General features: G+C 52.2%; 29 protein-coding genes. 18 read left to right on the forward strand and 11 right to left on the reverse strand.

Going from position 1 to position 25,948, the window contains the following annotated elements; translation table 11 throughout:
* Window positions 1–37 precede the first annotated feature (37 nt).
* Both mobA and fdhD read right to left on the reverse strand, forming a co-directional pair.
* Window positions 38–679, reverse strand: coding sequence for a molybdenum cofactor guanylyltransferase MobA (mobA, locus tag O4H49_RS07230; RefSeq protein WP_269422758.1), 642 nt, complete (start codon window positions 677–679; stop codon window positions 38–40).
* Window positions 676–1,644: a formate dehydrogenase accessory sulfurtransferase FdhD gene (gene fdhD, locus O4H49_RS07235; RefSeq protein WP_269422759.1), complete on the reverse strand. Its 969-nt coding sequence runs from the start codon at window positions 1,642–1,644 to the stop codon at window positions 676–678. Before fdhD ends, mobA begins: the two co-directional genes overlap by 4 nt.
* Window positions 1,645–1,880: 236 nt before the next feature.
* Here fdhD and O4H49_RS07240 point away from each other — a divergent pair, with 236 nt between their 5' ends.
* The 11 genes from O4H49_RS07240 (at window position 1,881) to moaA (ending at window position 12,614) form a co-directional block, all read left to right on the forward strand.
* On the forward strand, window positions 1,881–2,585 hold the full coding sequence (locus tag O4H49_RS07240) for an ABC transporter permease (protein WP_020592019.1): 705 nt from the start codon (window positions 1,881–1,883) through the stop codon (window positions 2,583–2,585).
* On the forward strand, window positions 2,582–3,298 hold the full coding sequence (locus O4H49_RS07245) for an ATP-binding cassette domain-containing protein (protein WP_269422760.1): 717 nt from the start codon (window positions 2,582–2,584) through the stop codon (window positions 3,296–3,298). The genes O4H49_RS07240 and O4H49_RS07245 overlap by 4 nt, the downstream gene beginning before the upstream one ends.
* A gap of 54 nt (window positions 3,299–3,352) precedes the next feature.
* Window positions 3,353–4,174 carry a substrate-binding domain-containing protein gene (locus tag O4H49_RS07250; protein ID WP_269423096.1) on the forward strand — a complete coding sequence of 274 codons (822 nt, stop codon included), beginning with the start codon at window positions 3,353–3,355 and terminating at the stop codon, window positions 4,172–4,174.
* Between the two features lie 273 nt (window positions 4,175–4,447).
* On the forward strand, window positions 4,448–5,422 hold the full coding sequence (locus O4H49_RS07255) for an ABC transporter substrate-binding protein (protein ID WP_269422761.1): 975 nt from the start codon (window positions 4,448–4,450) through the stop codon (window positions 5,420–5,422).
* Between the two features lie 146 nt (window positions 5,423–5,568).
* Window positions 5,569–6,465 carry an ABC transporter permease gene (locus O4H49_RS07260; protein ID WP_269422762.1) on the forward strand — a complete coding sequence of 299 codons (897 nt, stop codon included), beginning with the start codon at window positions 5,569–5,571 and terminating at the stop codon, window positions 6,463–6,465.
* A gap of 1 nt (window position 6,466) precedes the next feature.
* Window positions 6,467–7,261 (forward strand): ABC transporter ATP-binding protein, encoded by a 795-nt coding sequence (locus tag O4H49_RS07265; protein WP_269422763.1) that lies wholly within the window; start codon window positions 6,467–6,469, stop codon window positions 7,259–7,261.
* A 25-nt stretch (window positions 7,262–7,286) separates the two neighbouring features.
* A complete protein-coding gene (locus O4H49_RS07270; RefSeq protein WP_269422764.1) occupies window positions 7,287–8,102 on the forward strand; it encodes a M23 family metallopeptidase in 816 nt (271 codons plus the stop codon).
* Window positions 8,103–8,206: 104 nt separating this feature from the next.
* Window positions 8,207–9,649: a mechanosensitive ion channel family protein gene (locus O4H49_RS07275; RefSeq protein ID WP_269422765.1), complete on the forward strand. Its 1,443-nt coding sequence runs from the start codon at window positions 8,207–8,209 to the stop codon at window positions 9,647–9,649.
* A 77-nt stretch (window positions 9,650–9,726) separates the two neighbouring features.
* Window positions 9,727–10,575: a C40 family peptidase gene (locus O4H49_RS07280; RefSeq protein WP_269422766.1), complete on the forward strand. Its 849-nt coding sequence runs from the start codon at window positions 9,727–9,729 to the stop codon at window positions 10,573–10,575.
* Between the two features lie 4 nt (window positions 10,576–10,579).
* On the forward strand, window positions 10,580–11,449 hold the full coding sequence (locus O4H49_RS07285) for a hypothetical protein (RefSeq protein WP_269422767.1): 870 nt from the start codon (window positions 10,580–10,582) through the stop codon (window positions 11,447–11,449).
* A 175-nt stretch (window positions 11,450–11,624) separates the two neighbouring features.
* Window positions 11,625–12,614: a GTP 3',8-cyclase MoaA gene (gene moaA, locus O4H49_RS07290; protein ID WP_269423097.1), complete on the forward strand. Its 990-nt coding sequence runs from the start codon at window positions 11,625–11,627 to the stop codon at window positions 12,612–12,614.
* A gap of 40 nt (window positions 12,615–12,654) precedes the next feature.
* Here moaA and O4H49_RS07295 read toward each other — a convergent pair whose 3' ends face one another.
* Window positions 12,655–13,893 (reverse strand): MFS transporter, encoded by a 1,239-nt coding sequence (locus O4H49_RS07295; RefSeq protein ID WP_269422768.1) that lies wholly within the window; start codon window positions 13,891–13,893, stop codon window positions 12,655–12,657.
* A gap of 61 nt (window positions 13,894–13,954) precedes the next feature.
* Window positions 13,955–14,425 carry a molybdopterin-guanine dinucleotide biosynthesis protein A gene (locus O4H49_RS07300; protein WP_269422769.1) on the reverse strand — a complete coding sequence of 157 codons (471 nt, stop codon included), beginning with the start codon at window positions 14,423–14,425 and terminating at the stop codon, window positions 13,955–13,957.
* A gap of 192 nt (window positions 14,426–14,617) precedes the next feature.
* Here O4H49_RS07300 and O4H49_RS07305 point away from each other — a divergent pair, with 192 nt between their 5' ends.
* Window positions 14,618–15,412: an NAD kinase gene (locus tag O4H49_RS07305; RefSeq protein ID WP_331283746.1), complete on the forward strand. Its 795-nt coding sequence runs from the start codon at window positions 14,618–14,620 to the stop codon at window positions 15,410–15,412.
* Window positions 15,413–15,618: 206 nt separating this feature from the next.
* On the opposite strand, the gene O4H49_RS07310 is transcribed toward O4H49_RS07305, so the two are convergent.
* Window positions 15,619–15,855 (reverse strand): DUF1127 domain-containing protein, encoded by a 237-nt coding sequence (locus O4H49_RS07310; RefSeq protein WP_269422770.1) that lies wholly within the window; start codon window positions 15,853–15,855, stop codon window positions 15,619–15,621.
* A gap of 142 nt (window positions 15,856–15,997) precedes the next feature.
* Between O4H49_RS07310 and O4H49_RS07315 the strand changes: the two genes are divergently transcribed.
* Both O4H49_RS07315 and O4H49_RS07320 read left to right on the forward strand, forming a co-directional pair.
* Complete coding sequence (locus O4H49_RS07315) at window positions 15,998–16,975, forward strand: transcriptional regulator GcvA (RefSeq protein ID WP_269422771.1); 978 nt, start codon at window positions 15,998–16,000, stop codon at window positions 16,973–16,975.
* 678 nt (window positions 16,976–17,653) lie between these two features.
* On the forward strand, window positions 17,654–18,175 hold the full coding sequence (locus O4H49_RS07320) for a gamma-glutamylcyclotransferase family protein (protein ID WP_269422772.1): 522 nt from the start codon (window positions 17,654–17,656) through the stop codon (window positions 18,173–18,175).
* 100 nt (window positions 18,176–18,275) lie between these two features.
* Here the strand turns inward: O4H49_RS07320 and O4H49_RS07325 are convergent, their stop codons facing one another.
* The 6 genes from O4H49_RS07325 to O4H49_RS07350 form a co-directional block, all read right to left on the reverse strand.
* On the reverse strand, window positions 18,276–18,611 hold the full coding sequence (locus tag O4H49_RS07325) for a PilZ domain-containing protein (protein WP_269422773.1): 336 nt from the start codon (window positions 18,609–18,611) through the stop codon (window positions 18,276–18,278).
* Window positions 18,612–18,839: 228 nt separating this feature from the next.
* The gene (locus tag O4H49_RS07330) at window positions 18,840–19,565 is read right to left on the reverse strand and encodes a competence/damage-inducible protein A (protein ID WP_269422774.1); all 726 of its coding nucleotides are present in this window, start codon (window positions 19,563–19,565) and stop codon (window positions 18,840–18,842) included.
* 13 nt (window positions 19,566–19,578) lie between these two features.
* Window positions 19,579–20,094 carry a YtoQ family protein gene (locus O4H49_RS07335; RefSeq protein ID WP_269422775.1) on the reverse strand — a complete coding sequence of 172 codons (516 nt, stop codon included), beginning with the start codon at window positions 20,092–20,094 and terminating at the stop codon, window positions 19,579–19,581.
* A gap of 96 nt (window positions 20,095–20,190) precedes the next feature.
* Complete coding sequence (locus O4H49_RS07340; RefSeq protein ID WP_269422776.1) at window positions 20,191–21,558, reverse strand: PepSY-associated TM helix domain-containing protein; 1,368 nt, start codon at window positions 21,556–21,558, stop codon at window positions 20,191–20,193.
* Window positions 21,559–21,620: 62 nt separating this feature from the next.
* Complete coding sequence (locus O4H49_RS07345) at window positions 21,621–22,037, reverse strand: hypothetical protein (protein ID WP_269422777.1); 417 nt, start codon at window positions 22,035–22,037, stop codon at window positions 21,621–21,623.
* 176 nt (window positions 22,038–22,213) lie between these two features.
* Window positions 22,214–22,768 carry a hypothetical protein gene (locus O4H49_RS07350; protein WP_269422778.1) on the reverse strand — a complete coding sequence of 185 codons (555 nt, stop codon included), beginning with the start codon at window positions 22,766–22,768 and terminating at the stop codon, window positions 22,214–22,216.
* Window positions 22,769–23,022: 254 nt separating this feature from the next.
* Here O4H49_RS07350 and sfsA point away from each other — a divergent pair, with 254 nt between their 5' ends.
* The 4 genes from sfsA (at window position 23,023) to O4H49_RS07370 (ending at window position 25,938) form a co-directional block, all read left to right on the forward strand.
* The gene (gene sfsA / locus O4H49_RS07355) at window positions 23,023–23,724 is read left to right on the forward strand and encodes a DNA/RNA nuclease SfsA (protein WP_269422779.1); all 702 of its coding nucleotides are present in this window, start codon (window positions 23,023–23,025) and stop codon (window positions 23,722–23,724) included.
* A 62-nt stretch (window positions 23,725–23,786) separates the two neighbouring features.
* Window positions 23,787–24,596, forward strand: coding sequence for a type I methionyl aminopeptidase (gene map, locus O4H49_RS07360; protein WP_269422780.1), 810 nt, complete (start codon window positions 23,787–23,789; stop codon window positions 24,594–24,596).
* 35 nt (window positions 24,597–24,631) lie between these two features.
* Window positions 24,632–25,315 (forward strand): RadC family protein, encoded by a 684-nt coding sequence (gene radC, locus O4H49_RS07365; RefSeq protein WP_269422781.1) that lies wholly within the window; start codon window positions 24,632–24,634, stop codon window positions 25,313–25,315.
* A gap of 170 nt (window positions 25,316–25,485) precedes the next feature.
* A complete protein-coding gene (locus O4H49_RS07370) occupies window positions 25,486–25,938 on the forward strand; it encodes a RidA family protein (protein ID WP_269422782.1) in 453 nt (150 codons plus the stop codon).
* Window positions 25,939–25,948: the final 10 nt, after the last annotated feature.

Genomic DNA, 25,948 nt, shown 5'->3' on the forward strand with positions numbered 1-25,948 from the left:
AACTACACGGGTAAAGGCAAAGCCTATTCCCACACAATCAGGTGAGCAGAAATGCCTCGACCTCAGTCAGATCACCCGGTTTGTTGGCATTGAAAAAGGGATCGAGTTTTTGCCCGGCAATCTCGAGATCAGCAAAAACCGCCTCTGCTATTCCATGCCGGGCAGTCCAGAGATCTACTTTTCGCACTTCGTCTTCGACAAGCGCCTGTCTAAGGTCTGCACGCAGATGAACCGACCAGAGCCCGACGACAGGGTGACTTCTCCCCCTTGAAACAGCGCATGCCAGGGGTAGTTTTTCCTGTTCAGCCGCTGATTTAAGCCGTTTAACCAGATCCTGCGGAATCAAAGGGGCGTCACAAGGCACCGAGACAAGCCACTTTATGTCAGGATGGTGCTCTGCAAACCACTCCATCGCTGTCAGGATTCCGGCAAGGGGACCTGGGTGTCCTTCGAGCACATCCACAGCAACAGGCAGATGATGTTCCGCAAATCGCGCTGGATCGCCGTTGGCATTGATGAGCAGAGGTCCGACCTGAGGTATTATCCGGCCCAGAACCCTTTGCAGTAATGTTTGGCCTGCCAGCAACTTGAGACTTTTATCCCCTCCCCCCATGCGGCGGGCCAGGCCTCCTGCCAGGATAACGCCAGCCACATCGTGCTGCCGAACAAGGGTACTCATGATTTTTCCGATCCACGGCTGGCGGCACGTTGATGGCGACTGTCTTCTTCCTCCAGATCATTTTCATCATGATCAAAAACAATTCGCTCCTGCCCGGCCAGCGCCGTAAAACGTCGCCCTTTGGCCCGGCCAATCAAAGTCAGACCGGCCTGTCGCGCCAGGTCTACTCCCCAGGCAGTAAAGCCGGACCGGGAAACCAGTATCGGAATGCCCATATGAACGGTTTTGATCACCATCTCCGAGGTCAGCCGCCCGGTTGTGTAAAAAATCTTGTCTTCAGCGCTGATCCCCTTCAAGAACATATAACCCGCGATCTTGTCCACCGCATTGTGACGGCCAACATCCTCGACATAGATCAAGGGCTTGTCGCCATGGCACAGAACACAGCCATGAATGGCACCCGCCTCCAGATAAAGACTGGGCGCGGCATTGATCTTGCGGCTGAGGGTATAGATCCAGGACGTATGTATGCGTGCCTCAGCAGAAAGGACGATATCCTCGAACTTTTCCATCAGGTCCCCAAAAACTGTTCCCTGCGCACAGCCAGAGGTCCGGGTTTTCTTTTTCAGCTTTTCCTCATAGTTGGTCGTACGCTCTGTCCGCACAACAACCAGATCAAGTTCTTCATCAACTTCAATCGCCGTAATCACATCGTCCAGCTTGAGCATATTCTGGTTCAGCAAATATCCCACAGCAAGGTAATCAGGGTAATCCCCGATGGTCATCATGGTGACAATTTCCTGGCCATTGAGAAAAAGCGTCAGTGGTTTCTCGATCACAACCGGTATTTCTATCGTTTTGCCATCCTGATCCGTTCCCAATACCTGCTCGGTCAATCCACTATTTTCCGGGTCGGGTCGCAACAGAAAATCTTTCAACAGCGCCGGGTCTGCCTTGGAGACACCCCGTCTAACCAGAGGTATTTCTGTCTTCGTATTTTTAGAGGATGCAGGTTTGTCGTTCATCAGGATCTCGAATAAACTCTCTCAGTCGGGACAATAGGCTTTGGTATTTGGTAACGGAAGTTCTGACAAGAAGATTAAACCACTATGTCCCCTGCCAGAAAATCAAACAAGAGTGGCTCTATTCGTGAAAAGCTATCTGATATTAGAAAATTCCCATAAGGCTTTTCTCTGCAGATATAGTAGACAGGCACGCAGCATTTAACCCTTCATAAATTCAGGGACTGTTCCATCCGCGAATGAACGATTTTTCCCAGGCATTCAGTCTCTCTCTCGACCTGATTTTTTCGCTCGACGCCCGTCTGGCCGAAATTGTCCTGCTCAGCCTCCGCGTCAGCCTTTCTGCCGTGCTCATTGCAACGCTTATCGGTCTGCCTCTGGGTGCAGCACTGGCGACACTGCGCTTTCCCGGACGCCGGACAGTAAACGCCTTTCTCAGCTCGCTCATGGGCTTGCCTCCCGTGGTGGTCGGGCTGGTGGTTTATCTGCTCCTTTCCAGATCCGGCCCCATGGGGTCGCTGGGATTACTCTTTACCCCCACGGCCATGATCATTGCCCAGAGCCTGTTGATAACACCCATCATTGCCAGCCTGGCCCGTCAGGTCAGCGAAGATCTCTGGGGTGAATATCGCGACCAGTTGACCTCGCTGGGCTGCGAGCCTCTTCGCGCGGTTCCGACAATTCTCTGGGATGGACGCTATCGCCTGACCACCGCGGTACTGGCCGGTTTTGGCCGCGCTACAGCCGAGGTCGGGGCCGTGATGATCGTCGGCGGCAATATCGACCATGTTACCCGCGTCATGACCACGACCATTGCCCTGGAGACTTCCAAAGGGAATCTTTCGCTAGCTTTGGCACTGGGCATGATCCTGATCACCCTGTCCCTGACCATCAATGTGGCCACTTTTATGATCCGTGATCAGGTTAAGGGGGAAAGCCTGTGACCTTGCCCGGCTCTATTCTCCCCCTGAAGCTGATTGACCTCACCTATGCAGTTGATGGCCAGAAGCTGGTTCAAAACCTGACACTCGAATTTACCCAGGGACCAAAAACCCTGATCCTGGGCCCGAACGGTGCGGGAAAATCCTTAACTCTGCGTATGGCCCACGGCTTGCTCAAACCGACTTCAGGCCAAGTCCAGTGGCAACAACGCCACCCCCAACGTCATCAGGCCATGGTCTTTCAACGCCCGGTCATGCTGCGCCGATCCGCTGCTGCAAATATTGACTATGCCCTCGGCCTGAAGGGGCTGGGAAAAGCCGAAGCGGCAGAACTTCGCAACGAAGTACTTGCCAAAACCGGATTGTCGGGAATTGCAACACGCCCTGCGCGCGTGCTGTCCATCGGCGAACAACAGCGTCTGGCCATTGCCCGTGCCTGGGCACTCCGGCCTCAGGTACTGTTTCTTGATGAACCCACTGCCAGTCTTGACCCCAAGGCAACACGGGCAATTGAGGATCTGATCGAGACCATTCACGCAGCCGGAACAAAAATCATCATGTCGACCCACGATATGGGCCAGGCAAAACGGCTGGCTGACGAAATCATATTCCTCAATCAGGGTGTTCTTTCTGAACGCACAGCAGCCAGCGATTTTTTCACGAGCCCCCACAGTGCAGAAGGGCGGGCTTTCCTCGAAGGAGAACTTCTTCTCTGAAGACCTGTCCCTGAAAACACTCATCAATTAAACGAATGACCAACTAAAATGATTATGAAAATAAATAGATTTTTCGCTTACCTCCTTGCGACCTTACTGGTTTTAAACACAAATATCGCCTTTGCAGCGGATCGTTATATCGTTGTCGCCTCAACGACCTCTACCGAAAACTCCGGCCTGTTTTCCTATATCCTTCCGATTTTTACCGAGAAATCAGGTATCGAAGTGCGGGTTGTCGCCAAGGGCACGGGCAAAGCCATCCGTATGGCCCAGGACGGGGATGCCGATGTGCTTTTTGTCCATCACAAACCTTCCGAGGAAAAATTTGTCACGGAAGGTTACGGCCTGCAGCGCTTTGATGTCATGTACAACGATTTTATCCTTGTGGGTCCTGATAGTGATCCTGCAGGCGTGGCTGGAAATTCCGATATTACAGCGGCCTTCAAGCAGATTGCTGATAAAGAAGCCTTGTTTGCCTCGCGCGGTGATGACAGCGGAACCCACAAAAAAGAACAGGGTCTGTGGAAAAAAGCTGGCGTAGACTATGAAGCTGCTTCTGGGAAATGGTATCGTGCAACCGGTCAGGGAATGGGCGCCACACTCAATGCCGCTGTAGCCATGGGTGCCTATGCGCTTTCTGACCGCGCCACCTGGATTGCCTTTAAAAACAAGGGCGATTTCAGCATTGTTTCCGAAGGTAGCCCCCTGTTGTTCAATCAGTATGGCGTCATACTGGTCAATCCGGAAAAACATCCCCATGTCAAAGCCGAAGAGGGCCAGGCCTTTATCGACTGGGTCCTTTCCAAAGAGGGACAGGATGCTATCGCTTCCTTTAAGCTGGAGGGAGAACAACTGTTTTTCACAAACGCCCAATAGAATTGTTCCCGATCTGAACCGGTTTGCGCGGCAGCCCTGACAAAATATTGTCAGGGCTGCCGCTTGTATGTCTGAGTAAAGGCCTTGGGCAGAATAAGACCATTAAAAACGTCCCAGACTTCATAAAATTCATCCGGGCAAACAGATTAAGAACTTGCTTTCGACGGAGCGAACCTGATTATTACGGGATAATAACGCAGGGGAGAATCCCCTCATATCCCCACAGGGGCTCTCTTGGCACCAATGAATGATATTCTGAACTGGAGGCATATTATGAATTCCAAGCGCTTTGGATCAAAAATCCTGGCCGCAGGCGTTGCTCTCGGTCTGTCGCTGCCTTTGATGGCACAGGCTGCAGATGTAACAGTGGCGACAACGGCCATTGTTGAACACCCTGCTCTTGATGCCGTACGCGATGGTGTACGTGACGAACTTAAAGCCAACGGCTTTGAAGAAGGCAAAAACCTGACTTTTATCTATAAAAGCGCCCAGGGAAATCCGGCTACTGCTGCGCAGATCGCCCGTGAATACGTTGGCGACGCGCCAGATGTTATTGTTCCGATTGCAACGCCATCAGCGCAAGCCGTCGTCGCCGCGACCCCGGACATTCCGGTCGTCTTCTCTGCTGTAACCGACCCTGTTGCAGCCAAACTGGTCGCAGGAGAAGGCTCCTCCGGCACCAACGTGACCGGCGTCAGCGATCTTTCTCCAATTGACCAGCACATTGCCCTGATCAAGGAACTGACCCCGGATGCAAAAACCATCGGTGTGCCTTATAATCCAGGGGAAGCCAACTCGGTTGTCCTGCTTGATCTCGTCAAGAAACACGGCGAGGCTGCCGGGTATAAAGTGATCGAATCTCCTGCAACTAAAACGGGGGAAGTCCTGACCGCAGCCCAGAACCTGATCGGGCAGGCTGATGTAATCTATGTCGCAACCGACAACACCATTATTTCCGCGTTTGAGGCTGTTGTGAAAGTCGGCGTCGAGAACCAGATCCCGGTCTATGCCGGGGATACGGACTCCGTCAAACGTGGCGCCATGGCTGCTCTTGGTTTTGACTACTACGATGTCGGCCGCCAGACCGGCAAGATCGTCGTTGATATCCTCAACGGCAAAAAGGCCGGCGAGATTGCTTTCCAGGGTGTGAGCAAAACCAACCTTTTCGTCAATCCTGCCATGGCTGCCAAGATGGGTGTAACCCTGTCTGACGACGTTATCGCACGTGCGGCTGAAGTCGTTGAATAAGACATTCGCCGCTTCTTGCTTGTCTGGAAGCTGGTGATACGTTTAAAAAGTGACGGAGTTCCCTGATCGGAATTTCGTCACTTTCTTTAAAAGAAGACCCTGAATTTTATGTTCGCCGATATCTCGAAATCCAGAGGCCAGCCCTTATGAATATCGTTTCCTTGATGGGGGCCGTAGAACTGGGCCTTATTTTTGGTTTGATTGCCCTGGCAGTCTTCCTCTCCTTTCGGGTTCTGGATTTTCCGGACCTGACAATTGATGGCAGCTTCCCTCTTGGTGCTGCAGTTTGCGCCACCATGATTATTGGCGGCAGCAGCCCGCTTCTGGCAACACTTGTGGCCTTTATCGCCGGGGGAATTGCCGGGCTGGTCACGGCTTTTTTGCACCTGCGCTTCAAGATCATGAATCTGCTGGCCTCCATTCTGACCATGATCGCCCTCTATTCGATCAATCTGAGAATAATGGGGCGCCCTAATCTCGCGCTGATTACAGAAGATACTATTCTGACGCCTTTTCTGGGGCTTGATATAAAGATGTATCTGCTCAAGCCTCTTGTCGCTGGTGTTATCGTTCTGGTTGTCGCGCTGATTGTTGCCCGTTTTCTCAACTCGGATTACGGACTGTCCATGCGCGCGACCGGGGCCAACCAGAAGATGGCCCGTGCCCAGGGTATTGACACCAACCGGACAACCTATGTCGGCATGGCCCTTTCCAATGCCCTAGTCGGATTGGCTGGTGCTCTCTTTGCCCAGATGAACGGCTTTGCCGATATCACCATCGGCACAGGCACCATCGTCATTGGACTGGCTGCCCTGATTGCCGGAGAGGCCCTTTTCTCGACCCGTGGCATGCTCCTGGCCGTCCTTGCCTGTATTTTTGGCTCTGTTGTCTATCGTCTTGCCATCGCTTTTGCCCTGAAGGCCGATGCCATCGGCCTTCAGTCTTCAGACCTTAATCTGGTTACGGCTGTTCTCGTGGTTATCGCACTGGTTCTGCCAGGGGCAAAGAATCCTCTCAAGAACCTCATGAAGCGGGGGAAATAAAATGATTGCTGTACAGGACCTCCGCATCACGTTTGGCAAAGGTACCGCGATAGAAAACAAGGCTCTGCAAGGTGTTGATCTGACAGTTGCCAATGGTGAGTTTGTCACCGTCATCGGCTCAAACGGGGCGGGAAAATCAACCCTGATGAACTGCCTGACCGGAGAATTGATTGCCGACAGTGGCTCTATTGTCATTGGTGATCAGGAGGTATCCCGCTGGAATGCCGCCAAGCGCAGTCGTCTGGTATCCCGGGTGTTTCAGGATCCTCTGGCAGGAACCTGCGAGAACCTGACCATCGAGGAAAACCTTGCTCTGGCTCATTCCCGGGGTACAAACCGGGGTTTTGGCCGGGCAATCAACAACTACAAGCGGGAACTTTTCCGCGAACGCCTGTCCCGTTTGCGGCTGGGACTTGAAAGCCGCCTTGAAGACAAGATGGGACTGCTCAGTGGCGGGCAGCGCCAGGCCGTCAGTCTGATTATGGCGACACTTCAACCGACAAAAACCCTGCTACTTGATGAACACACTGCTGCGCTTGACCCACGCATGCAGGCCTTTGTTTTGGAACTCACCCACGATCTGGTTGAGGAGGAAGGTATGACGACCCTGATGATTACCCATTCCATGGGACAGGCCCTCCAGTTCGGCAGCAGAACAGTCATGCTGCATGAAGGTCAGGTGGTTCTGGACGTTTCTGGTCAGGAACGCAGCAAGATGACCATCCACGATCTGGTTGATATGTTCGCCAAAGTACGCGGCGAACAACTCGACAGCGACAGCCTCCTTCTGGGGTAGGATTATGATTTGCCTGAAGACAGCTATGAGGATGATCCCAAAAGGGGTCATCCTTTTTTGTTTAGTACTGTTTCTGGCACCGATAACAAAAACAGGCGGAGCCAGGGCAACCGATACCGCGCGGATCGAATGCTTCAAACTGCTGCTTTGTTACACGACAGTAGAGAACAACCGCTCTGCCTGGCTCTCCTTGCAAAATGATTTTCCCTTTCCTATCCGGATCTCGCTAGAACTCACCGGACACAATACCGAACCTGGAAAATTCGCGCTCAATTTGCCTCTTCCTGCCGGAGGCAAGCAGGTTCTTTTTTCATTAAGGGCCAAACGGGGAACAAACTGGTATTACCGCTGGACTTCTGAAGTCCACCCGGATTTCCCCTTCACGGGACACGATCCGGAATTGCTCTATGACCTGCCGTTTGCCGCACAACATGCCTTTCCCGTTAGCCAGCCCCCCGGCGGTCAACTGAGCCACTTTGGACCGCAACAATGGGCCATCGACTGGGCAATGCCTGAAGGCACAGAAATTCTTGCCGCCCGTGAAGGAAGAGTTATTGCCACACGCAAAAATTCTGATCAAGGAGGCCCTAACGAAAGCTCCAAGGGAGAAGAAAACTTCATCTGGATTGTCCATCCGGACGGAACAGTTGGCAATTACCTGCATCTTCAGAAAGATGGTGTTGTCGTTTCAGTCGGCGATGCCGTCCACAGAGGCCAGCTTATCGGTTACTCAGGCAACACCGGCTTTTCTACCAGCCCTCATCTTCACTTTCATGTTTCCAGTGCCCGGAAAACCGGCCCGGCTTTTCAAAGCCACCCGGTTAATTTCAAGAATCCATAACACCCTCTACAAGAAGTAAAACTACGCGTTTTGCGATAAAGTTGCTAAGCTGTTGAAAACCGGGCAGTCGCCCAGGGACATTTTTCAGACACGATCAGGAGACCATGTTGGACGAAATAGAGCTTCCAAATTTGCAGGAAATTGAACAGTCTGTCTGGAAATTGCTCGAGTGGCTCAGCCATAACCTGCTCAGTTGGCCCGTGATCCTCCAGCTTGTCCTTCTGATCCTGCTGTTGCCTGCAAGTCGTTATCTGGGGAAAAAGATCAGCCCCATTGCTTCAGAATGGAATCATAAGTCCCGTACCCCCCTTCTCCTGCGTTCAATCCTGAGTAACCTTCGGCCCTTGATTCCCTGGGTTATTTATCTGATTGCACTCTGGATTACACTGGGGGTTCTGTTTCAGATCGACGCCCCCCTCCGCAGCCGCTTCCTGATCAACACCGTTGCCAGTCTGACCTTGGCCTGGGTCATTATCAGCCTGACCACCAGTCTGATCAAGACCCGGATTGTCGCCAAAATGGTAACCCTGTTCATCTGGGCCATAGCAGCGCTGAACATACTTGGCCAGCTTGATCTTGCTAAGGAAATCCTTGATTCCGCAGCTCTCGACATCGGCGGCTTGCGAATTTCCCTGTTGATGGTTCTCAAGGGAGTGATTTCTCTTGCGGTTTTACTCTGGGGCGCCATTGCCTTTAGCTCTCTGTTGGAACGACGGGTCAAAGCGGTCCCCGAACTGACCCCCTCGGTTCAGGTTCTTCTTGGCAAACTTCTCAAAGTAACCCTGATCGGTCTCGCAATTATCATCGGCCTGAAAAGTGTCGGCATTGACCTCTCCGCCTTTGCTCTCTTTGGTGGTGCGCTTGGTGTTGGTATCGGCTTTGGTTTGCAAAAAGTCATCGCCAATCTGGTTTCGGGCATCATTCTGCTGATGGACCGCTCGATCAAACCGGGCGATGTTATTGCGGTCAACAACACCTACGGCTGGGTAAAGTCTTTTGGTGCGCGCTATGCCTCAGTCATCACCCGTGATGGCACAGAACATCTGATCCCCAACGAGGAATTCATCACCCAGCGGGTTGAAAACTGGTCCTATTCCAACAGCTGGATCAGAGTTCGGGTCCCTGTCGGCGTCTCCTATAGTTCTGACATTCACCGTGCCATCGAACTCTGTATGGAGGCAGCAAAAGAAAACCCCAGAATCATGAACGACCCGGCGCCCAACTGTCTGGTCACAGGCTTTGGAGACAATTCGGTCAATCTTGAAGTTCGCTTCTGGATCCCGGACCCTCAGAACGGCCTGGGAAACATCAAAAGCGCCCTGATGCTTGCCATCTGGGACAAGTTCCATGCCTCGGGCGTCGAATTTCCCTTCCCGCAACGCGATTTGCATATTAAAGGCCCGGTCGAGATTATCACCCGCTCAGAACAACCATCTGGGTCTGCCACTATACCAATGGAAAAGTCAGGTGCAAAGCGATCAAAGGCCTCCAGGGATCAGGATCATGGAGATCTCGATCTCGGGGACCAGGATGCAACAGACGACTAGATATTGAAAAAAATCTGGCACTCAGGAACAGCCAGCGTTACCCTCGGAACACCCCAAATCGGACTTGATATCCAGCCATGACAAACACACTGCCCCCCCGGCTCCACCCTTATCGCGACGACCTTGCTGCCGAATATCTCAAGGGCAAACTTACAGCAGTGCGTTATAGCAAGGGCTACCCGGCACAGGTCATTGTTGGCCAGAGTTCCCTGCGTCGCCACCCCGTGGTAGAATCTGTGCAGGACAGCGAGCTACTTTTTGGTGAAAAGCTGACGGTTTACGAAGAAAAAGACGGCTGGGCCTGGGTGCAGAATGCCCGCGACAGCTATGTCGGCTACGTTCGTTTCTCGGATCTGAGTCGGGAAGTACGTGCCACAACCCACCGGGTAACAGCACTACGCACCTATGTTTACCCACAACCCGATATGAAAACACCGCCACTTGACCTGCTATCCATGCAGAGCGCTGTGCTCTCTCTTCGACAGGAAGGACGTTTCACCCAGATTCAGGGAGGAGGTTGGGTCTTTACCGACCATATCTCCCCTCAGAGTGAAACCGCAGCTGATCATGTCAGTGTCGCAAAACGTTTTCTCGGCACGCCCTACTGCTGGGGCGGGAAAACCTCGATAGGCATAGATTGTTCCGGACTGGTCCAGATCGCTCTCGGTGCCTGCGGTCATTCGGTTTTACGGGATACAGGCATGCAGGAACAGACCCTGGGTACCCCGATCAATTCGGACCAGGTAACCACAGGCGACCTGCTCTACTGGCCCGGTCACGTCGCCATAGCGCTCGACAGCAAGACTGCGATCCATGCCACCGCCCATAGTATGGATGTAACAATCGAGCCCATTTCCCATATTACCGAACGGGTTGAAATGGACACCGGCGGCACAGGCATGACGGCTATCAAACGCATCAGCTAAGCCCATGCTGCTTACAGTTCTACGGGGGCCGTTTTCAACCCGGCGATCGCCCTTTGCCCTGTTCAGCGCCGTTATGGCGATTATCCTCCTGACTTTCCTGACCCAAATCGGCGGGGCAGTTCTCTGGCTGGCTTTTGGCATGGGGCAGATTCTGTCTGGCCGTTATGGGACGGGTTGGAAAAGCAGCAGCCTTCTTTGCTTTCTTTTGATCTATAGCAATATCAGCTTTCTGATCCTGCCCCGGATCGCCCCCGGATTTGGCCGGGTTGCCCTGAACTGTTTTGCTACGACGCAAGCCCCTTATGCCGCCAATTCACCGCTGTATTGTCTGCTCAATCGCCACTACGTTGCCCCGGAGCTGAAACCACTGATCGAAGATCTCTCCGCGCAGGTAGCCAGGCAGTATCCCGGCAGCATCACCACCTATCTCGACGCCAATTTTCCTTTCTTCGATGGCTTCCCGCTCCTGCCGCACAAGAGCCATCAGGACTGCAGGAAACTTGATCTCACCCTGTTCTACCAAGAAAAATCCAGCGGCGAAAAACATCTTCGGGCGGGCGGCTGGTTTCTCGGGTACTGGATCTTTGCCCCGGCCCGGATTTATGAAACATCCCCCGCCTGTACCAAAGATGGTATCCTGCGCTGGCGCATGGACTGGCTACAGGGCCTTTTCACAGATCTTGCGCTGGACCATGAACGCACCCGCGCCCTGCTCGGTTTTCTGATCGACGACAAGGGTTCTCGAAAGCAGATCGGCAAGGTCTTCCTCGAACCCTATCTGGAGAAAGCTTTGGGCTTCAATGATGCCAGGATCAGACCCGCAGGCTGCACCGCCGCCCGCCACGACGATCATATACATATCCAGTTGAAGTGAACTCCCCTGCTCCATTTCTGTGAAGGCATACCACGCGACAACGTGACAGGTGCATCAGAGGAAAAGAGGTGTTAGTCTGACCTCTGTTCAGGAGAAATAAAAAACAATGACACAGACAACAGATTTTCAGCTTTCCCCAGCGGGCGTATCCCCGGTAACTAGCGGACATCCCGCTATGGTCGATCCTTTTGGCCGCATGGTGGATTATCTGCGGATTTCCGTGACAGACCGCTGTGACTTTCGCTGTGTCTATTGCATGTCGGAAGACATGAACTTTCTGCCGAAAAAAGAACTGCTGACCATCGAGGAGCTGACCCGGGTTTCCAACGCCTTTATCCGTCTCGGGGTCAAGAAACTGCGTTTTACCGGGGGCGAGCCGCTGGTGCGCAAGAACATCATGGCCCTGTTTAACAATCTGACACCCCAGCTTGAGTCTGGTGCCCTGCGCGAGATGACCTTGACCACCAACGGCAGCCAGCTGGGTAAATATGCCCAGCAACTGGCAGATGCCGGTATGCGACGGATCAATGTATCCCTGGATACACTCAACAGTGACAAATTCACCGCGATCACCCGCTGGGGCAAGTTTGATCAGGTGATGGAAGGGCTACAGGCTGCAAAAAAAGCCGGACTGAAAGTAAAAATCAACACCGTCGCCCTTCAGGGGGTCAACGATGATGAACTGCACACGCTGGTTTCCTGGTGTGGTGATGAAGGTTTTGACCTGACCTTTATCGAGGTCATGCCCATGGGCGATATCGGCAACGAAGACCGCGTCGATCAGTATCTCCCGCTGACCAAAGTCCGCAGCCTGCTTTCCGAACGCTGGAGCCTGAACGAGATCGACTATAAAACCGGGGGACCTGCCCGCTATGTCGAGGTCAGGGAAACCGGAGGAAAGATCGGCTTTATCACCCCGATGACCCACAATTTCTGTGAAAGCTGCAACCGGGTACGCATGACCTGCACCGGGACACTTTATCTCTGTCTTGGACAGGATGACGCCATGGATCTACGTGCGCCCTTGCGCAGCAGCGACAGTGATGAACCTCTGGAGCAGGCCATCTTCAAAGCTATTGCCCGTAAACCCAAAGGCCATGACTTCATCATAGACCGTGACACCCTGCCATCTGTTGCCCGCCATATGAGTGTAACTGGTGGCTAGGTAACAACAAGAGATCAAGCCAGACAGCTGTCTTCTCCGGTCAACCCGTTTCGATTGAAGATCGCTTCTTATTCAGGATCAACGGCTGGAGATAATACCAGACCACGGCCAGAATCTGTGCGCAAAGCAGCAAGATAATACCGGCACGATAACCTTCGACAGCATAGCCCCCGTTTTCCTGCAATGGCCAGAGTTCGATAATTTCGCCCACAAGCCATTGCGCAGCAAAAGCCATGGTAAAGACCATGGAATTCAGCCCGGTGTTGACCCTCCCGGCCAAATCAGCTGGAAAATGCTGAGAAAGCCCTGGATACACCAGATATCCCCCGGTACCAAACAGGGCAAAGCTCATCCAGACGGCTAAAAGCTGAACATAAGAAAAATCATCGGCAACCAGTAACAGCGCCTGGGGCAGAAGACAGAGCTTCATTCCGATACAACCGACTGTGATCGGGCTGATATGATGTCGGCGAAGCCAATCTGTAATAAAACCACCCACCAGAAAGCCGGAAAAAACAGCAATGGCGATAAAGCCCAGCGTCGAGGCCACAAGATTGCGTTCCAGTCCGGCGACATCGCGCAACCAAGGCCCTGACCAAAGCGCCTGCAAGGCAAAAAAGGCAGCCTGGGACATGATGGTAAAGGGGGCTATGCGCCAAAAATAGTGGCTCCGGAAAATCTGTCCGTACTCTCGAAACTGTTGACCCACCGACAGGAGAGGTGGAATTTCTCCCCGGCGCGGGATAACAAAATAAATCAGGAACGAGATAACTACAGACAACCCGGCAAATACCAGGAAAATCCCCCGCCAGCCGATTTCACCCGCAAGAAACTCTACCGGGGCTGTACCAGCAATAGCCCCCAGTCCTCCGGCAGCAAGATGACAGCCATTGATCAGCGGTAATCTTTCTTTTGGCACCCAACTGACATAAGCCTTAAAAGCCGCCATCATACAGGCCGACACCCCAAAACCGATCATAGCCCGGCCAAGCAAAAGCAGGGGAAAGGCTTCGGCCCAGAAAAACAGCAGGCAGCCCGCCGCGGTAAAGAGCATCAGCAGGCTTTCCACCTTGCGGGGGCCATAGCGGTCCAGCAACAGCCCCAACGGTAACTGGGTCGCAGCAAAGGCAATAAAAAAGGTACTGGTCATCAACCCCAGATCAGAGGCGTCAAGATCCAGCTCGCTTACCAGGTCAGGTGCGATGACGGCATTGACCACCCGCAAAAGAAAAGACAGGAAATATCCCAGAGCAAAGGGCAGGAAAACGCGCAATATCATGACTGGATCAAACCCTTGGCAAGATTTCTCTCATTGCAATCTCTGTCAGTGCAGAAAAACTTCACTGCAAAACCACCTGATGGGTAAAATTCCGGCCATTGGTGATCGTGATCTGCTTGAACCCCATCAAAGCAGCCAGATCAAAGAAAGTGAAGACATCCTGCACCCCCAGTTCCTGAAAAATCGGCAAAGTACGCACCGCTGCGGTCATGTTGGCGAAAATAGCCCTGGCACGGTAAATCGTATCAAGGCGGCCATCGACCAGCCCGACGATAATCAGCTTCTCGGCATCTTCGCCTTTGGCAAAAATTGCCGCTTCCGGTGGGAACTCCCGTTTCATGTTTTCCTGGGTGATCGCAGTAACAAAAGCTACGCGGGTTTTCCGGTTTGCAGTTTCCAATGACTTTGCCCGAGCATGATAGATTTCCCGGTAAATCGGCTCGGGGTAATAATACCCGGCATGGCGGTCTTCCGCCTGCGCTGACTGGAAAATAATCAGCAAGGATAACAGGGCAAAGAATATGCGAAACACGGTGGGATTCCCCCTTAAGGTCCAAGATTCACTCTCGCTCGAATCAGCATGATCCCTGCAACCCTTTGAAACTGCAACAAAGCGGTAAAAAGGAATTTTCACAGAATCGAACGACGAGACATTTTGACAGTGCTTCTCCCCGCTGTCAGTCTATTGTTATTCTTTGTGAAAATGAATGTGTGGTCCCAGACCATGACAGACGGGAATAAGGCTGTAGCCATGAGCAGAAAGCGTCTTGCATTTGTTGCCTCTGACAGTGAGAAAGCAACCAATGCACTGGAGCGTCTAACCAAACGGTATCAAGCCGTAGCCCCCGAGCAAGCCGATGTTATCGTTGCCCTGGGGGGGGACGGCTTTATGCTCGAAACGCTGCACCAGTACATCGGGCTCGAAGTTCCGATCTATGGCATGAACCGGGGAACGATAGGTTTTCTGCTCAACCGCTATGATGAAGAAGCCCTGGATACCCGCATTGAACAGGCCGTCACCGTTACCCTTCACCCCTTGCGCATGTCGGTGCTTACCGTAAGCGGCCAAAGACACGAAGCCCTCGCCATCAACGAAGTCTCCCTGCACCGTGAAAGTCGTCAGGCTGCCAGTATAGGAATTGATATTGATGGTATAGAACGGATGGAAGAACTGGTCTGTGACGGGGTTATTGTTTCAACCCCTGCCGGAAGCACGGCTTACAACCTCTCGGCCCACGGACCGATTATCCCGATCGGTGCTTCCCTGCTGGCGATGACACCAATCAGTGCCTTCCGTCCTCGCAGATGGCGCGGCGCCCTCCTGCCTGCCAGTGCAGAGGTATCCTTTCGCACGCTGGATACCGAAAAGCGGCCCTTGTCTGCTGCTGCTGATTTTACCGAGATCAAACACGTCAAACAGGTCACTGTCCGCCAGGATACATCTGTATCGTTAAACCTGCTCTTTGATCTGGAACACAATCTGGAAGAGCGCATTATCCGCGAACAGTTTCTGCCCTGAATAACGCGCTCCAGATAAAACGGATGAAACTGTCTGTTGCACGCGTATTGGCGAGAAAAGCTGGCATCCTGTCCTGAAACCGCAAGAGCCTGACACAAGCGTCGGCCGCTTTTGTCAGGCTCCTGGGTTATTCCTCAAAGAGGAAAGAGTACGCTATCCCCGAAGGGTACCCGATAGCGTGTCGGGGCAGGGTCGACTTTGAAACTCTAGATCGACCAGAAAGGTTTGGCGGCTTCCTTTTGCGCATCTTCGACTGAAATCCCCATGTCCTGTAGCAGGTGGCTGTCGATTTCGCGCAGCGCTGCGCGCTCGTTCAAGCGATTTTGCCAAGCCAGAAGTACAGAGGCAACAAAGGTTACCGGGGTCATCAGAAAAGTCATGCCTGGCTTGTTGATACGCAACTCACCCAAGGCATAACCTTTGTGCATTGTTACATTTGCCATGACAATTCTCCTTATCCGAAAATGCGAACCACACTGGATCGCCTGTCTCAATTATCTTTGGTATAGCTAAGGTAGGAGCAATTGCTTTGTTTCTCAAACGATGTTATTTCATATATCGGATTAGTTATTTTGATGTGAAATCATGCTCAGACCTCTACCCCCTCTCAACGCCCTCCGTGCTTTTGAAGCTGCTGCAAGGCACCTTTCCTTTACGAAAGCCGCACAGGAACTGTTTGTGACACAGGCTGCGGTCAGCCATCAGATAAAATCACTCGAAGACCATCTGGGTATCCAGCTGTTCAGACGCATGAACCGTCGCCTTATTTTAACTGATGAAGCCCAGATTCTTTTACCTGCCGTCAGCAAGGCCTTTGACATCATCAAATCGACGACCCAGAAACTTTATGACGGAGGGGACAGGGGCGCGCTGAAGGTCTCTGTTATGCCTTCCTTTGCCGCAAAATGGCTTTTGCCCCGCTTGCCAAAATTCCGCCGACTGCACCCTGAAATCGATATTCTGGTTTCCGCCACGATCAGCAAGGTCAACTTCAACCGTGACGATGTCGATATGGCAATCCGCTTTGGCAGTGGCCAATACCCCGGCCTGCAGGTCGATCAGATGATGAAAGACGAAAGTCTGGTTGTCTGCAGCCCGCATCTGCTCAAAGGCCCTCTGCCCCTCAGAAGCCCGGAAGACCTCAAATACCACACCCTGTTGCACGATGATGTCGGTGAAGAACCCTTTGCTGTTAACTGGCGCCGCTGGCTACAGTTGGCCGGTGTTACCGGGGTTGATCCAAACAGAGGTCCCGGCTATAGCGACTCAAGTCTGATCCTTCAGGCTGCGATCGAAGGACAAGGCGTCGCGTTGGGGCGAACATCACTGACCTATGACGATCTCAAGGCCGGGCGGCTGGTTTGTCCCTTTGGTCCCCGCGCTCCTGCCAACTATCAGTATTATGTGGTTTCCCCCTACAGCACTTCGGAAATCACCAAGATCAGGGTTTTCCGCGAATGGCTTCTTTCCGAAGCCAAAGCCGATGATTTTGTCCCGAATATCGAAGTCGATCTGGACCGTGCCCGAGAAAGAAAGTTACTGAGCAGCGGGGAAACATCCTGAAAAACCACCAGGTCTCCCGAGCGCCCTGCAAGCAAACACCCGGCGGGAATCCCAAAAGAATTTTTATCCTAAGGCAAAGTATATTCTTTGCCCCTCTTCTGGAAAAATTCCGGATACAGGAAACGAATCATTGACACTTCTGTCCTTTCGGGCGAGAGAATTCCCCGTAGAGTGTCGAAGACAACACGTGCGGACGTGGTGGAATTGGTAGACACGCCGGACTTAAAACGTTGAGTGCCCTTGGGGAAACCCTTGGAGTAGAACTGCTCAAATTCGGGGAAAGCTGAAACCTAAAGGTCTATGCCAATCCCGAGCCAAGCCTGAACTTCGCCAAGAAGAACAGGAAGGTGTAGAGACTAGACGGGCAGCACCTAAGATCAGGCGACAGTGTGGTATGCCATGATTAGGGTGAAGGGATAGTCCAGACCCCAAACACCGGGTGATTTCGATCATCAGGTGGCGGTGAAAACCGTAGCAGGTAAGAAAATCCGTTGACTTCGGTCGTGCGGGTTCAAGTCCCGCCGTCCGCACCACTCTCCCTCTTTCAACAACAGATGAGATAAGCCCCCTTTTCCGAACTGACTGTGATCCCTGCTCCAGAGATCACCTGCAGCGGATGAAAATGAGCTTTTGACAGATGATAACTGCCAGTACCCCTGGCATGACGGAGTAATGCTTATGCAAGGCCAGCGCCTCTTCTTCTTTGGTTCCTTGATGGATCCCGATGTACTCGAAATAGTAACCGGTCGAGCTATTGATCAAACCCATTTGAAACCAGGTACGCTGGAAGGCTATCGCTGCGAACGTGAAGTAAAGGAAAGTTACCCTGTCTTGGTGCCCTGTCCCGGCGGGAAAGCAACCGTTCTGATTGCAGAGGGACTGAGTGAAACAGAGATCGACAGAATTCTGTTTTATGAAACAGGAGAATACGACCTGGTTCCCTTCACAGTAGATGACGGGACCGGCAAACTGGAAGCTCAAGGCTTTGCAACAGGCGAAGGCATCAAGACCTCGGGTGACACCTGGCGTCTGAATGTCTGGCAGGCGACTGAAAAGTCAGATTTTTTACCCTTGGCCAGCGCGTTCATGGCAGCCTACGGGAAAATGTCAATTCCAGAAGCCCTTAAGTACTGGGATCAGTTGACTGAGGAATTCGAGGCAAAAAAACCCCGCGCCCTCAAACGCGGACAGTCCCTTTAATTTGCATCCAGATCTATATTTCCAACAGAAATAAAGCCCCTGTCCTTAAATACAGGGGCTTTATATTCATCGGGACGCAACTGTCCCGTACCGTTGTTACTTAACTGTGAAGTTGCCGCATCGTGTCCTGGTTCAGGATCCCGGCCAGTCGCTCGGCAATTTTCTCAGGCGAATTCCGGAACTTCAACCCTACCTTCAGACCATGGCGCCAGACAACCTCGCCACCGAAATGAACCGAGCCTGGCAAAATCAGGGTAACATCACTGTTCAGTGGCACTGTATCTGTCAACAGAACCTGTACACCGGTTACAGAAACATCAAGAATTTCACAATCTGTGGTCAATTCAGGTCCAAATTTCAGACAGCCATTCAGGCCCGCATTCACCCTTGTGCGGCCTCGGCGTTCATCAATCTTTGTATTCAAAGCATCTTGCATATCGACCGATCCCCCATCGATTTCAGTGCATTTTCATAAAATCCCATCTATACAAGGTGACGCGCTTTACAAAAAATAACAAGAAAATAAACAGATCCGGGACCCGTTGGCCTGTTACATTCTGCTTCTCCCCGGGATTTTATTACCCCATAACAAAACTATTAGGCCAAAGCGCCGATAATTACTCCAGTTCACCTGAGAATTATTACTATTCCTATCTTCAGAAAACTAGCCGTGGAGTTTCAGGATTTCCTCAACCTGCTCTGCACAGTGGTCAAGGAGCTGCTGGTCCGTCGAACGCATGACAATCCGCACGCCTGTCCCCCCCTTCCCCATAAAGGGATAACTGCCAATATCCACTTCGGCGAATCTTGCCTGTACCTCTTTGAGATCACCTGCAATTTCCCCTTCCTTGGCTGAACTGCTCAGGGTTTTCGAGATCATCGGCAAGCCACCGGTCAGAGTTGGTGCAAGCTTGGAAAACATCGATTGCATAATCTTCGGCACACCAGCCATCACAAAAACATTGCCCATGCGATATCCCGGCGCAATCGAAATATCGTTTTCAACCAGCTCTGCACCCTCAGGCACATGCGCCATGCGCAAACGTGCCTCTGTCAGTTGTTCCTGACCATAAAAATCAAGCATAAGCCGATATGCCTCCGGGTGAAGGATCAAGGGGACGGCAAAGGCATCGGCAATGCATTGTGAGGTAATATCATCATGGGTCGGCCCGATCCCACCGGTGGTAAACACGTAATCAAACTTGCCCCGAACCTCGTTTACCGTGGCGACGATGCGTTCAGCAACATCCGGAATAACCCGGGCTTCATCAAGGCGGATACCGATTTCGTTCAGTTTCTCCCCAAGAAAGGCCATATTGGCATCCTGGGTTCTGCCAGAGAGAATTTCGTTACCGATAATCAGCAAGCAGGCTTTGTAAATCCGCTCCATCACGCTCTCCTGATTACGCTGGACGCTTTGAAATCGGAAGCTCTCCGGTCAAGACATAACGCAGGATCTCGACAATCTGTTCTGGCGTCTCGGTAACTGCCAGCGCTGCCGCATCAATTTCTTTCAGGGCATGCTGGTGATCTGCACCATGCAGCACAACAAGGCTTTTCCCCAAAGCAGCGGCATAGCCCGCATCAAAAGCGGCATTCCACTGCCTGTATTTTTCTCCGAAGCAGACCACAACCACATCGGATTGTTCAATCAGTCGCCGGGTCCGAATGGCATTGAGCTTGGCTCCCTTGTGGTCATGCCAGAATTTGTCAGACTCTGCGCCAAGAATGGTCACGCCACAGTCATCAGAAGCTGCATGATCGGTCACGGGCGCATGAAAGGCGACATCAAGCCCGGCTTCTCCCGCCTTTCGCACGATTACATCCCGCCAATTAGTGTGAATTTCTCCTGAAAGATAAACCTGCAACGCCATATCAGCTCCCTTTAGTTCTTCTGATGATTTTTCTGATGATGACATTCGCCCCCGTTGAAGACCAGAGAAACTAAAATAACAAAGGGTCGAAGTTTCCTCCGACCCTTTGTGACAAGACCGCTATAGAGCAGGATGAAAAATTCAGGCTGCTTTCCTGCCTGAAACACGGGTGATAACAAAATCAATGATTAACGCCACGATCAACGAGGCGCCCATCAACGGAAAGATCAGGCAGAGCGCCAGGGCAATCAGCAACACACCACGGGCGATACGGTAATCCGCCGGAATACGAGGCGCGCCAAGGCCACCCGCAGGACGGCGTTTCCACCACATCACAGCGCCAGAGACCGCAAGCATGACAATCGACAGACAGGCCAGCAACAGCACCAGCTGGTTAACCAGACCAAACTCCTGGCCCATATGCACGTTAATGCCCCATTCCATTACCTTGGCAACAGGTCCGTAGTCCGCATAGTGCAGATCGATAATCGGCTGCCCCGAATACTGATCCAGATGGATCATCCGCTGGTTCTCGACCAGATCCGGGAAGATAGAAGCAGAGTATACTCCTTCAGCACCAGACGGCAGATCAATGGAATATCCCGGCGTAATGGCAAGCTGGTTAAAAGTACTCACTGCTGTATCGAGAGAGATCGGCGAAACACCAGCTCCTGTAACAGTTGAAAGCGGCATTGGCGCATTTTCAAGCGACCAGGAGGTCGTCTCCATGACTTCTGCTGAAGGAACTGTCGAGCTTGGTACTTCGTCCCATAGAGCTGGTGGATAACCAAGGCCGGATTCTGCCGCCAGTTTGTTTGCTTCAGCGCCCCACCAGACCGACCAGGGCAGACCTGTCATCGCCAGAAAGGCAATAAACCCGGCAGTAAACAGCCCGAGGACAGCATGGGTGTCACGCCAGAACAAACGTTTTTTCGGCGTCCCCCGCACGGTAACTACACCGCCAGCCTGACCACGCGGCCACCAGAGATAGATCCCCGTGATTGTCAGCATAATGGCCCAACAGGCGACAAGCTCAATCACATAGTTCGCGACCTTGCCGAAATAGGCCAGACTGTGGATCTTGCTGATCATCCGCATGATATGCCCCTCACGCGGGATCACACCCAACACCTCTGCTGAATAGGGATTTACATAGACAAACAGCCTTTCCCCTGTGCTGTCCTTGACGCCGACCCTGGCGCTGGATGTCTCTGTCGCCGGAGGTGCGTAACTGAAAGACTTGCCCTCAGGCACGGCAGTCAGCGCCGCGGCAACCAGATCTGCATGGCTTACTTTTGCATCAACAACCTGTTCAACCTGTAACTGGGATCGGTACAAAACCGCATCAAGCTCATCATCAAACAGATAAAGAGCCCCGGTCACAGCCAGGGAAATCATAAAGGGCAGCACCAGCAACCCTGCGTAAAAGTGCCAGCGCCAGACGGCTTTATAGAGCCCGGAATAGCTGCTGCTGGCGACGGAGACATCCGTCGCGGTCATATCGGTCATGGAATACCTCGGTTCACAGAAGGCACTTTCACCAGAAAGGCCTCAAATTTCAGGATAACTATTTAGATGAAATCTGTTGTGAGACGAGGAGGGGCACGGGGATGTGACTGCCGATTGAGTAAAAAACCGGTAAGACGGGTATCATTCTGATGAACAATCGACCCGACAAGATAGAAGGACGGGGTGGCTGCTTTTGCCAGTTCGACCTGAACCAGTCGGTCACCAAAAGCGGAAAAGCAGATATTGAAACAACAGCCATCCACCAGAGGATCATGATCCGGCGGTGTCGGTGCCTTGTCGGCGAGGGAAACAATGCCATCCGGCGTACAGATGACCTGACCTGAAAGGAGATCATTATTCTGTACTGTATGAGCGGAAGGATGGCAGGCCGCAACGAGACGGAAAAACAGCAAAGACAGAGCCAGGAAAGCAACTGTTCCTCGTCCGCTCCACCGTCTTTTTTCTGCACCAGCTGCCAAAATACCTGTTTTCCCGAAGAGTAAAGACCCAATTCGAAAAATCTATCTACGTCCGCAGGCTCTTTGTCAAGACAACGACAGCCAGGCCGCAGGAGTTCACAAACACTTACCTACGGTTAGAAGGCTTGAGAACTTTACCAGGCGTGAAAACAGAGACACAAAGTCAGGAAAAATGCTTATCGCTGATAATAGCCCTTGGAACGCATGCAGCGGCTAAAATGAACCGCCTGACGTTGTTTGGGTTCCTGCGTGTTAATACTTTTACGTAAAGTGGATAGAGAAGATCCTCCTCCCCCGAGATCGTCGTTGAAGCTGCCTCCCCGATCATCTTCAACCCGGGCGTCATGTGCGATCAGGGCCTCGGCATAATAATGACAGGAGGCGACATCAGACTGATATTCCTGTTCACTCTTTGGCTCTGTGGCGGAATAGAGTTTCCCGTCACTCCCCTCAATCAGGACTGGTGGCTTGGCGGGCGCGTAAGGATTGTCTCCACCAGCAGGTTGATCGCTGATTGTCAGGCCATCCGGGGTATTGCTGACAGTACCAGAAACAGAACTGTTGTTAACGCCGGTTCCATTATCGCTCGGCGGCAGGGAAAGGGTCGAAGAACTGCTGGCTGGTGCCGTGGTTTTTGCAACCGGGGTTTCCTTTTGACTGTTTCCGCCAAAAGCACAGCCAGACAAAAGAATGACAGATGCAAAAAGAGTAACAGTTTTCAGGTTCGGCATAACAAATCTCCCAGTAGAACAGTCTTCACATAGAGTCAGCCTGTAATATCACAGACTTGCCCTTTAGTTGACCAGCGAACAGAATGACATGGGCAATCTGCACCGTCTTCAGAGTCTTTTACAAGTGTTATAAATGGTATCATGGACCCTACCCGCTTAACAAAACACAAAGAAGTCACCATAGTTGCAGGATTGTGATTCTTTTTCCCCCATGACTCACAGAGCACATTTCCCCCATCACCCCGGAACTCCTTATGATTTTTGCGCTCCCCCTTATCCCAGGCACCCTTCTTAAACGGTACAAACGTTTTCTGGCTGACATAAAGTTAACAGACGGCACAATCGTTACAGCGCACACAACAAACACCGGTTCCATGTTGACACTTGTCGAACCGGGCTCCCCGGTCTGGCTGTCGGAATCCGACAACCCCAAACGAAAACTCAAATACACCTGGGAAATTGGCGCGGCGGGATCGACAGCCGTCGGGGTCAACACGGCCATCCCCAACTTGCTTGTCTTCGACGAGATCTCCAAAGGTAACGTGGACAGCCTTACCGGATACAGCACAATCAAACGCGAAGTGAAATACGGAAAAAATTCCCGCATCGATGTCTTCTTGCAACAGGAAGGGCGGCCAGACTGTTATGTCGAAGTCAAATCCGTAACCCTGAGCAGAAGACAAGGCGTTGCCGAGTTTCCAGATGCCGTTTCCAGCAGAGGCACCAAACATCTGGAAGAGCTGGGCGACATGGTCGAGCAGGGACATCGGGCAGTTATGTTTTATCTTGCACAGCGCAGCGACTGTACCGACTTTGCCACTGCAAACGATATTGATCCGGTCTATGCCGCAGCTCTCAAACAGGCAATCAAACGGGGGGTTGAGGTTCTGGCCTATGGCTGCCAGGTCACTCCGGAGGGAATTTTCTTGGATAAGCCCCTTGTGGTGAGTATATAAGCGGAAACCTTTTTTAAGCGCTGATGCGGTGCAGAAATAATCGAAGAAATGGATCAGAGAACGTGATCGACAATCTGACAAGAGAAGAACGACAGTTCGTTACCTATACCGAAGAAGACTTTGCCGGAATGCGCAAGGCAGGCAAACTTGCGGCTGAAACACTCGATTTCATCACGCCCTATGTAGAAGTCGGGGTATCAACTGGCAAACTGAATGACCTCTGTCATGAGTTTATCACCGATCACAACGCTGTACCCGCGCCCTTGAATTACAAGGGATTTCCCAAGTCGATCTGCACTTCTGTCAACCATGTCGTCTGCCACGGCATTCCCGGCGAAGACAAGATCCTGCGCGATGGCGACAGCCTTAACATTGATGTAACTGTCATCCTCGACGAATGGCATGGCGACACCAGCCGCATGTTTTTTGCCGGAAATCCGAACGTAAAATCCAGGCGCCTCTGTGATGTAACCTACGACTGCCTGATCCGGGGGATCGAAGTGGTCAAACCCGGTGCGACCCTCGGGGATATCGGTCACGCAATCCAGACCTACGCCGAAGCCAACCGTTATTCCGTGGTCGAAGATTTCTGTGGCCATGGCATCGGGCGCAGCTTTCATACACCCCCCAGCGTGCTGCACTATGGGGAGCCCGGCAAGGGTGCCCGTCTGCTCGAAGGGATGATCTTTACAATCGAACCCATGATCAATGGTGGCAAGTACGCGGTCAAAATCCTCAATGACGGCTGGACTGCAGTTACCAAGGATCGCTCGCTTTCCATGCAGTTTGAACATACTATCGGTGTAACTGCAGACGGCTGCGAGATCTTCACCCTTTCCCCCAAAGGATGGCATAAACCGCCTTACGACTAGGGTTCCCCACTTACAAACTCTGCCCCGGAGGTCGCGTGCAAAAGGACAAACCTCACTTTCATGGCCACCGTGAACGTCTGCGCCAACGCTTGCTCGACAAGGGTGCGGAAAGTTTTGCAGATTATGAAGTGCTGGAATGTCTGCTTTTTGGTGCCAATCCCCGCGGCGACACCAAACCGCTGGCAAAAAAGCTGATCGAGGAATTCGGCTCCCTTGCCGGGGTTTTTGCCGCGGCACCTGAAGAGCTGGAAAAGATCTCCGGCATGGGAAACGCGGCGATCAGCCTTGTCAAAATTGTCCCGGAAGCTGCCCGCCGGATGAGCAAAACGACCTTGCTCGATCAACCTTTGATCAACTCCTGGGAAAAACTCGTTGATTACTGCCAGATCTCCATGAGCCATGAGCGGATTGAACAATTTCGATTGCTGTTCCTTGATCGTAAAAACCGGTTGATTGCTGACGAAGTCCAGCAAAAGGGTACTGTTGACCATACTCCAGTTTACCCGCGGGAAGTGGTCAAACGGGCGCTCGAGCTCAATGCCTCGGCCTTTATTATGGTCCACAACCACCCCAGTGGAGATCCGACCCCTTCTGCCGCTGATCTGGCGATGACAAGAGAAGTCAAAGCCGTCTGTCAAAAGCTCGGAATCGAGCTGCATGATCACCTTATTATCAGCCGCAGCGGCCATAGCAGTATGCGTAATCTCGGGCTGCTCTGATCGATAAACCTGACAAAACCAAGCCCATAAGAAACACACTTCGTCTTATACCTACTGATGCTACCCACACTCCACGCAGATAAAGCAAAACAGTACCATCAACAGTGAGCAGAGCCTGTTTTTAAACCACTTCGCTCCCCCCCCTTGGGCTTCCGCGAAGGAAGACAAAATTGCCAAAAATCTCTAGTATGAAACTTTCACTTCAGCTGGAGATCAATCCGATGAAAAGAACGCTGATACTCAATGGCAATCCCATGGAAGAAATTGTTGGATTTGCCCGCGCTGTCAGAGTTGGTCCCTACATCACCATCGGAGGTACCGCCCCTGTTGACAAGAACGGTAAAACCGTCGGCATCGGGGATGCAAAACGCCAAGCTGAACAATGCTTTGAAATCATCAGCGACGCGCTTAATCGCGCTGGCTCTGGCTGGAACGATGTCGTAAGAACACGTATCATCCTCACAAATATAGACGACTGGAAAGCTGTCATCGACGTGCGTGCCCGATTTTGCAAGGAAGCGAAACCCGTCGATACGATTATGCAGGTTACCCGTTTCGTAAACCCGGAATGGCTTGTTGAAATAGAAGCAGATGCCGTTGTTGCCGAAGACGGGGAAGCATAAAAGCAGCTTG

The organism is Kiloniella laminariae, assembly GCF_027214005.1.
Lineage (GTDB): Bacteria > Pseudomonadota > Alphaproteobacteria > Kiloniellales > Kiloniellaceae > Kiloniella > Kiloniella laminariae_A.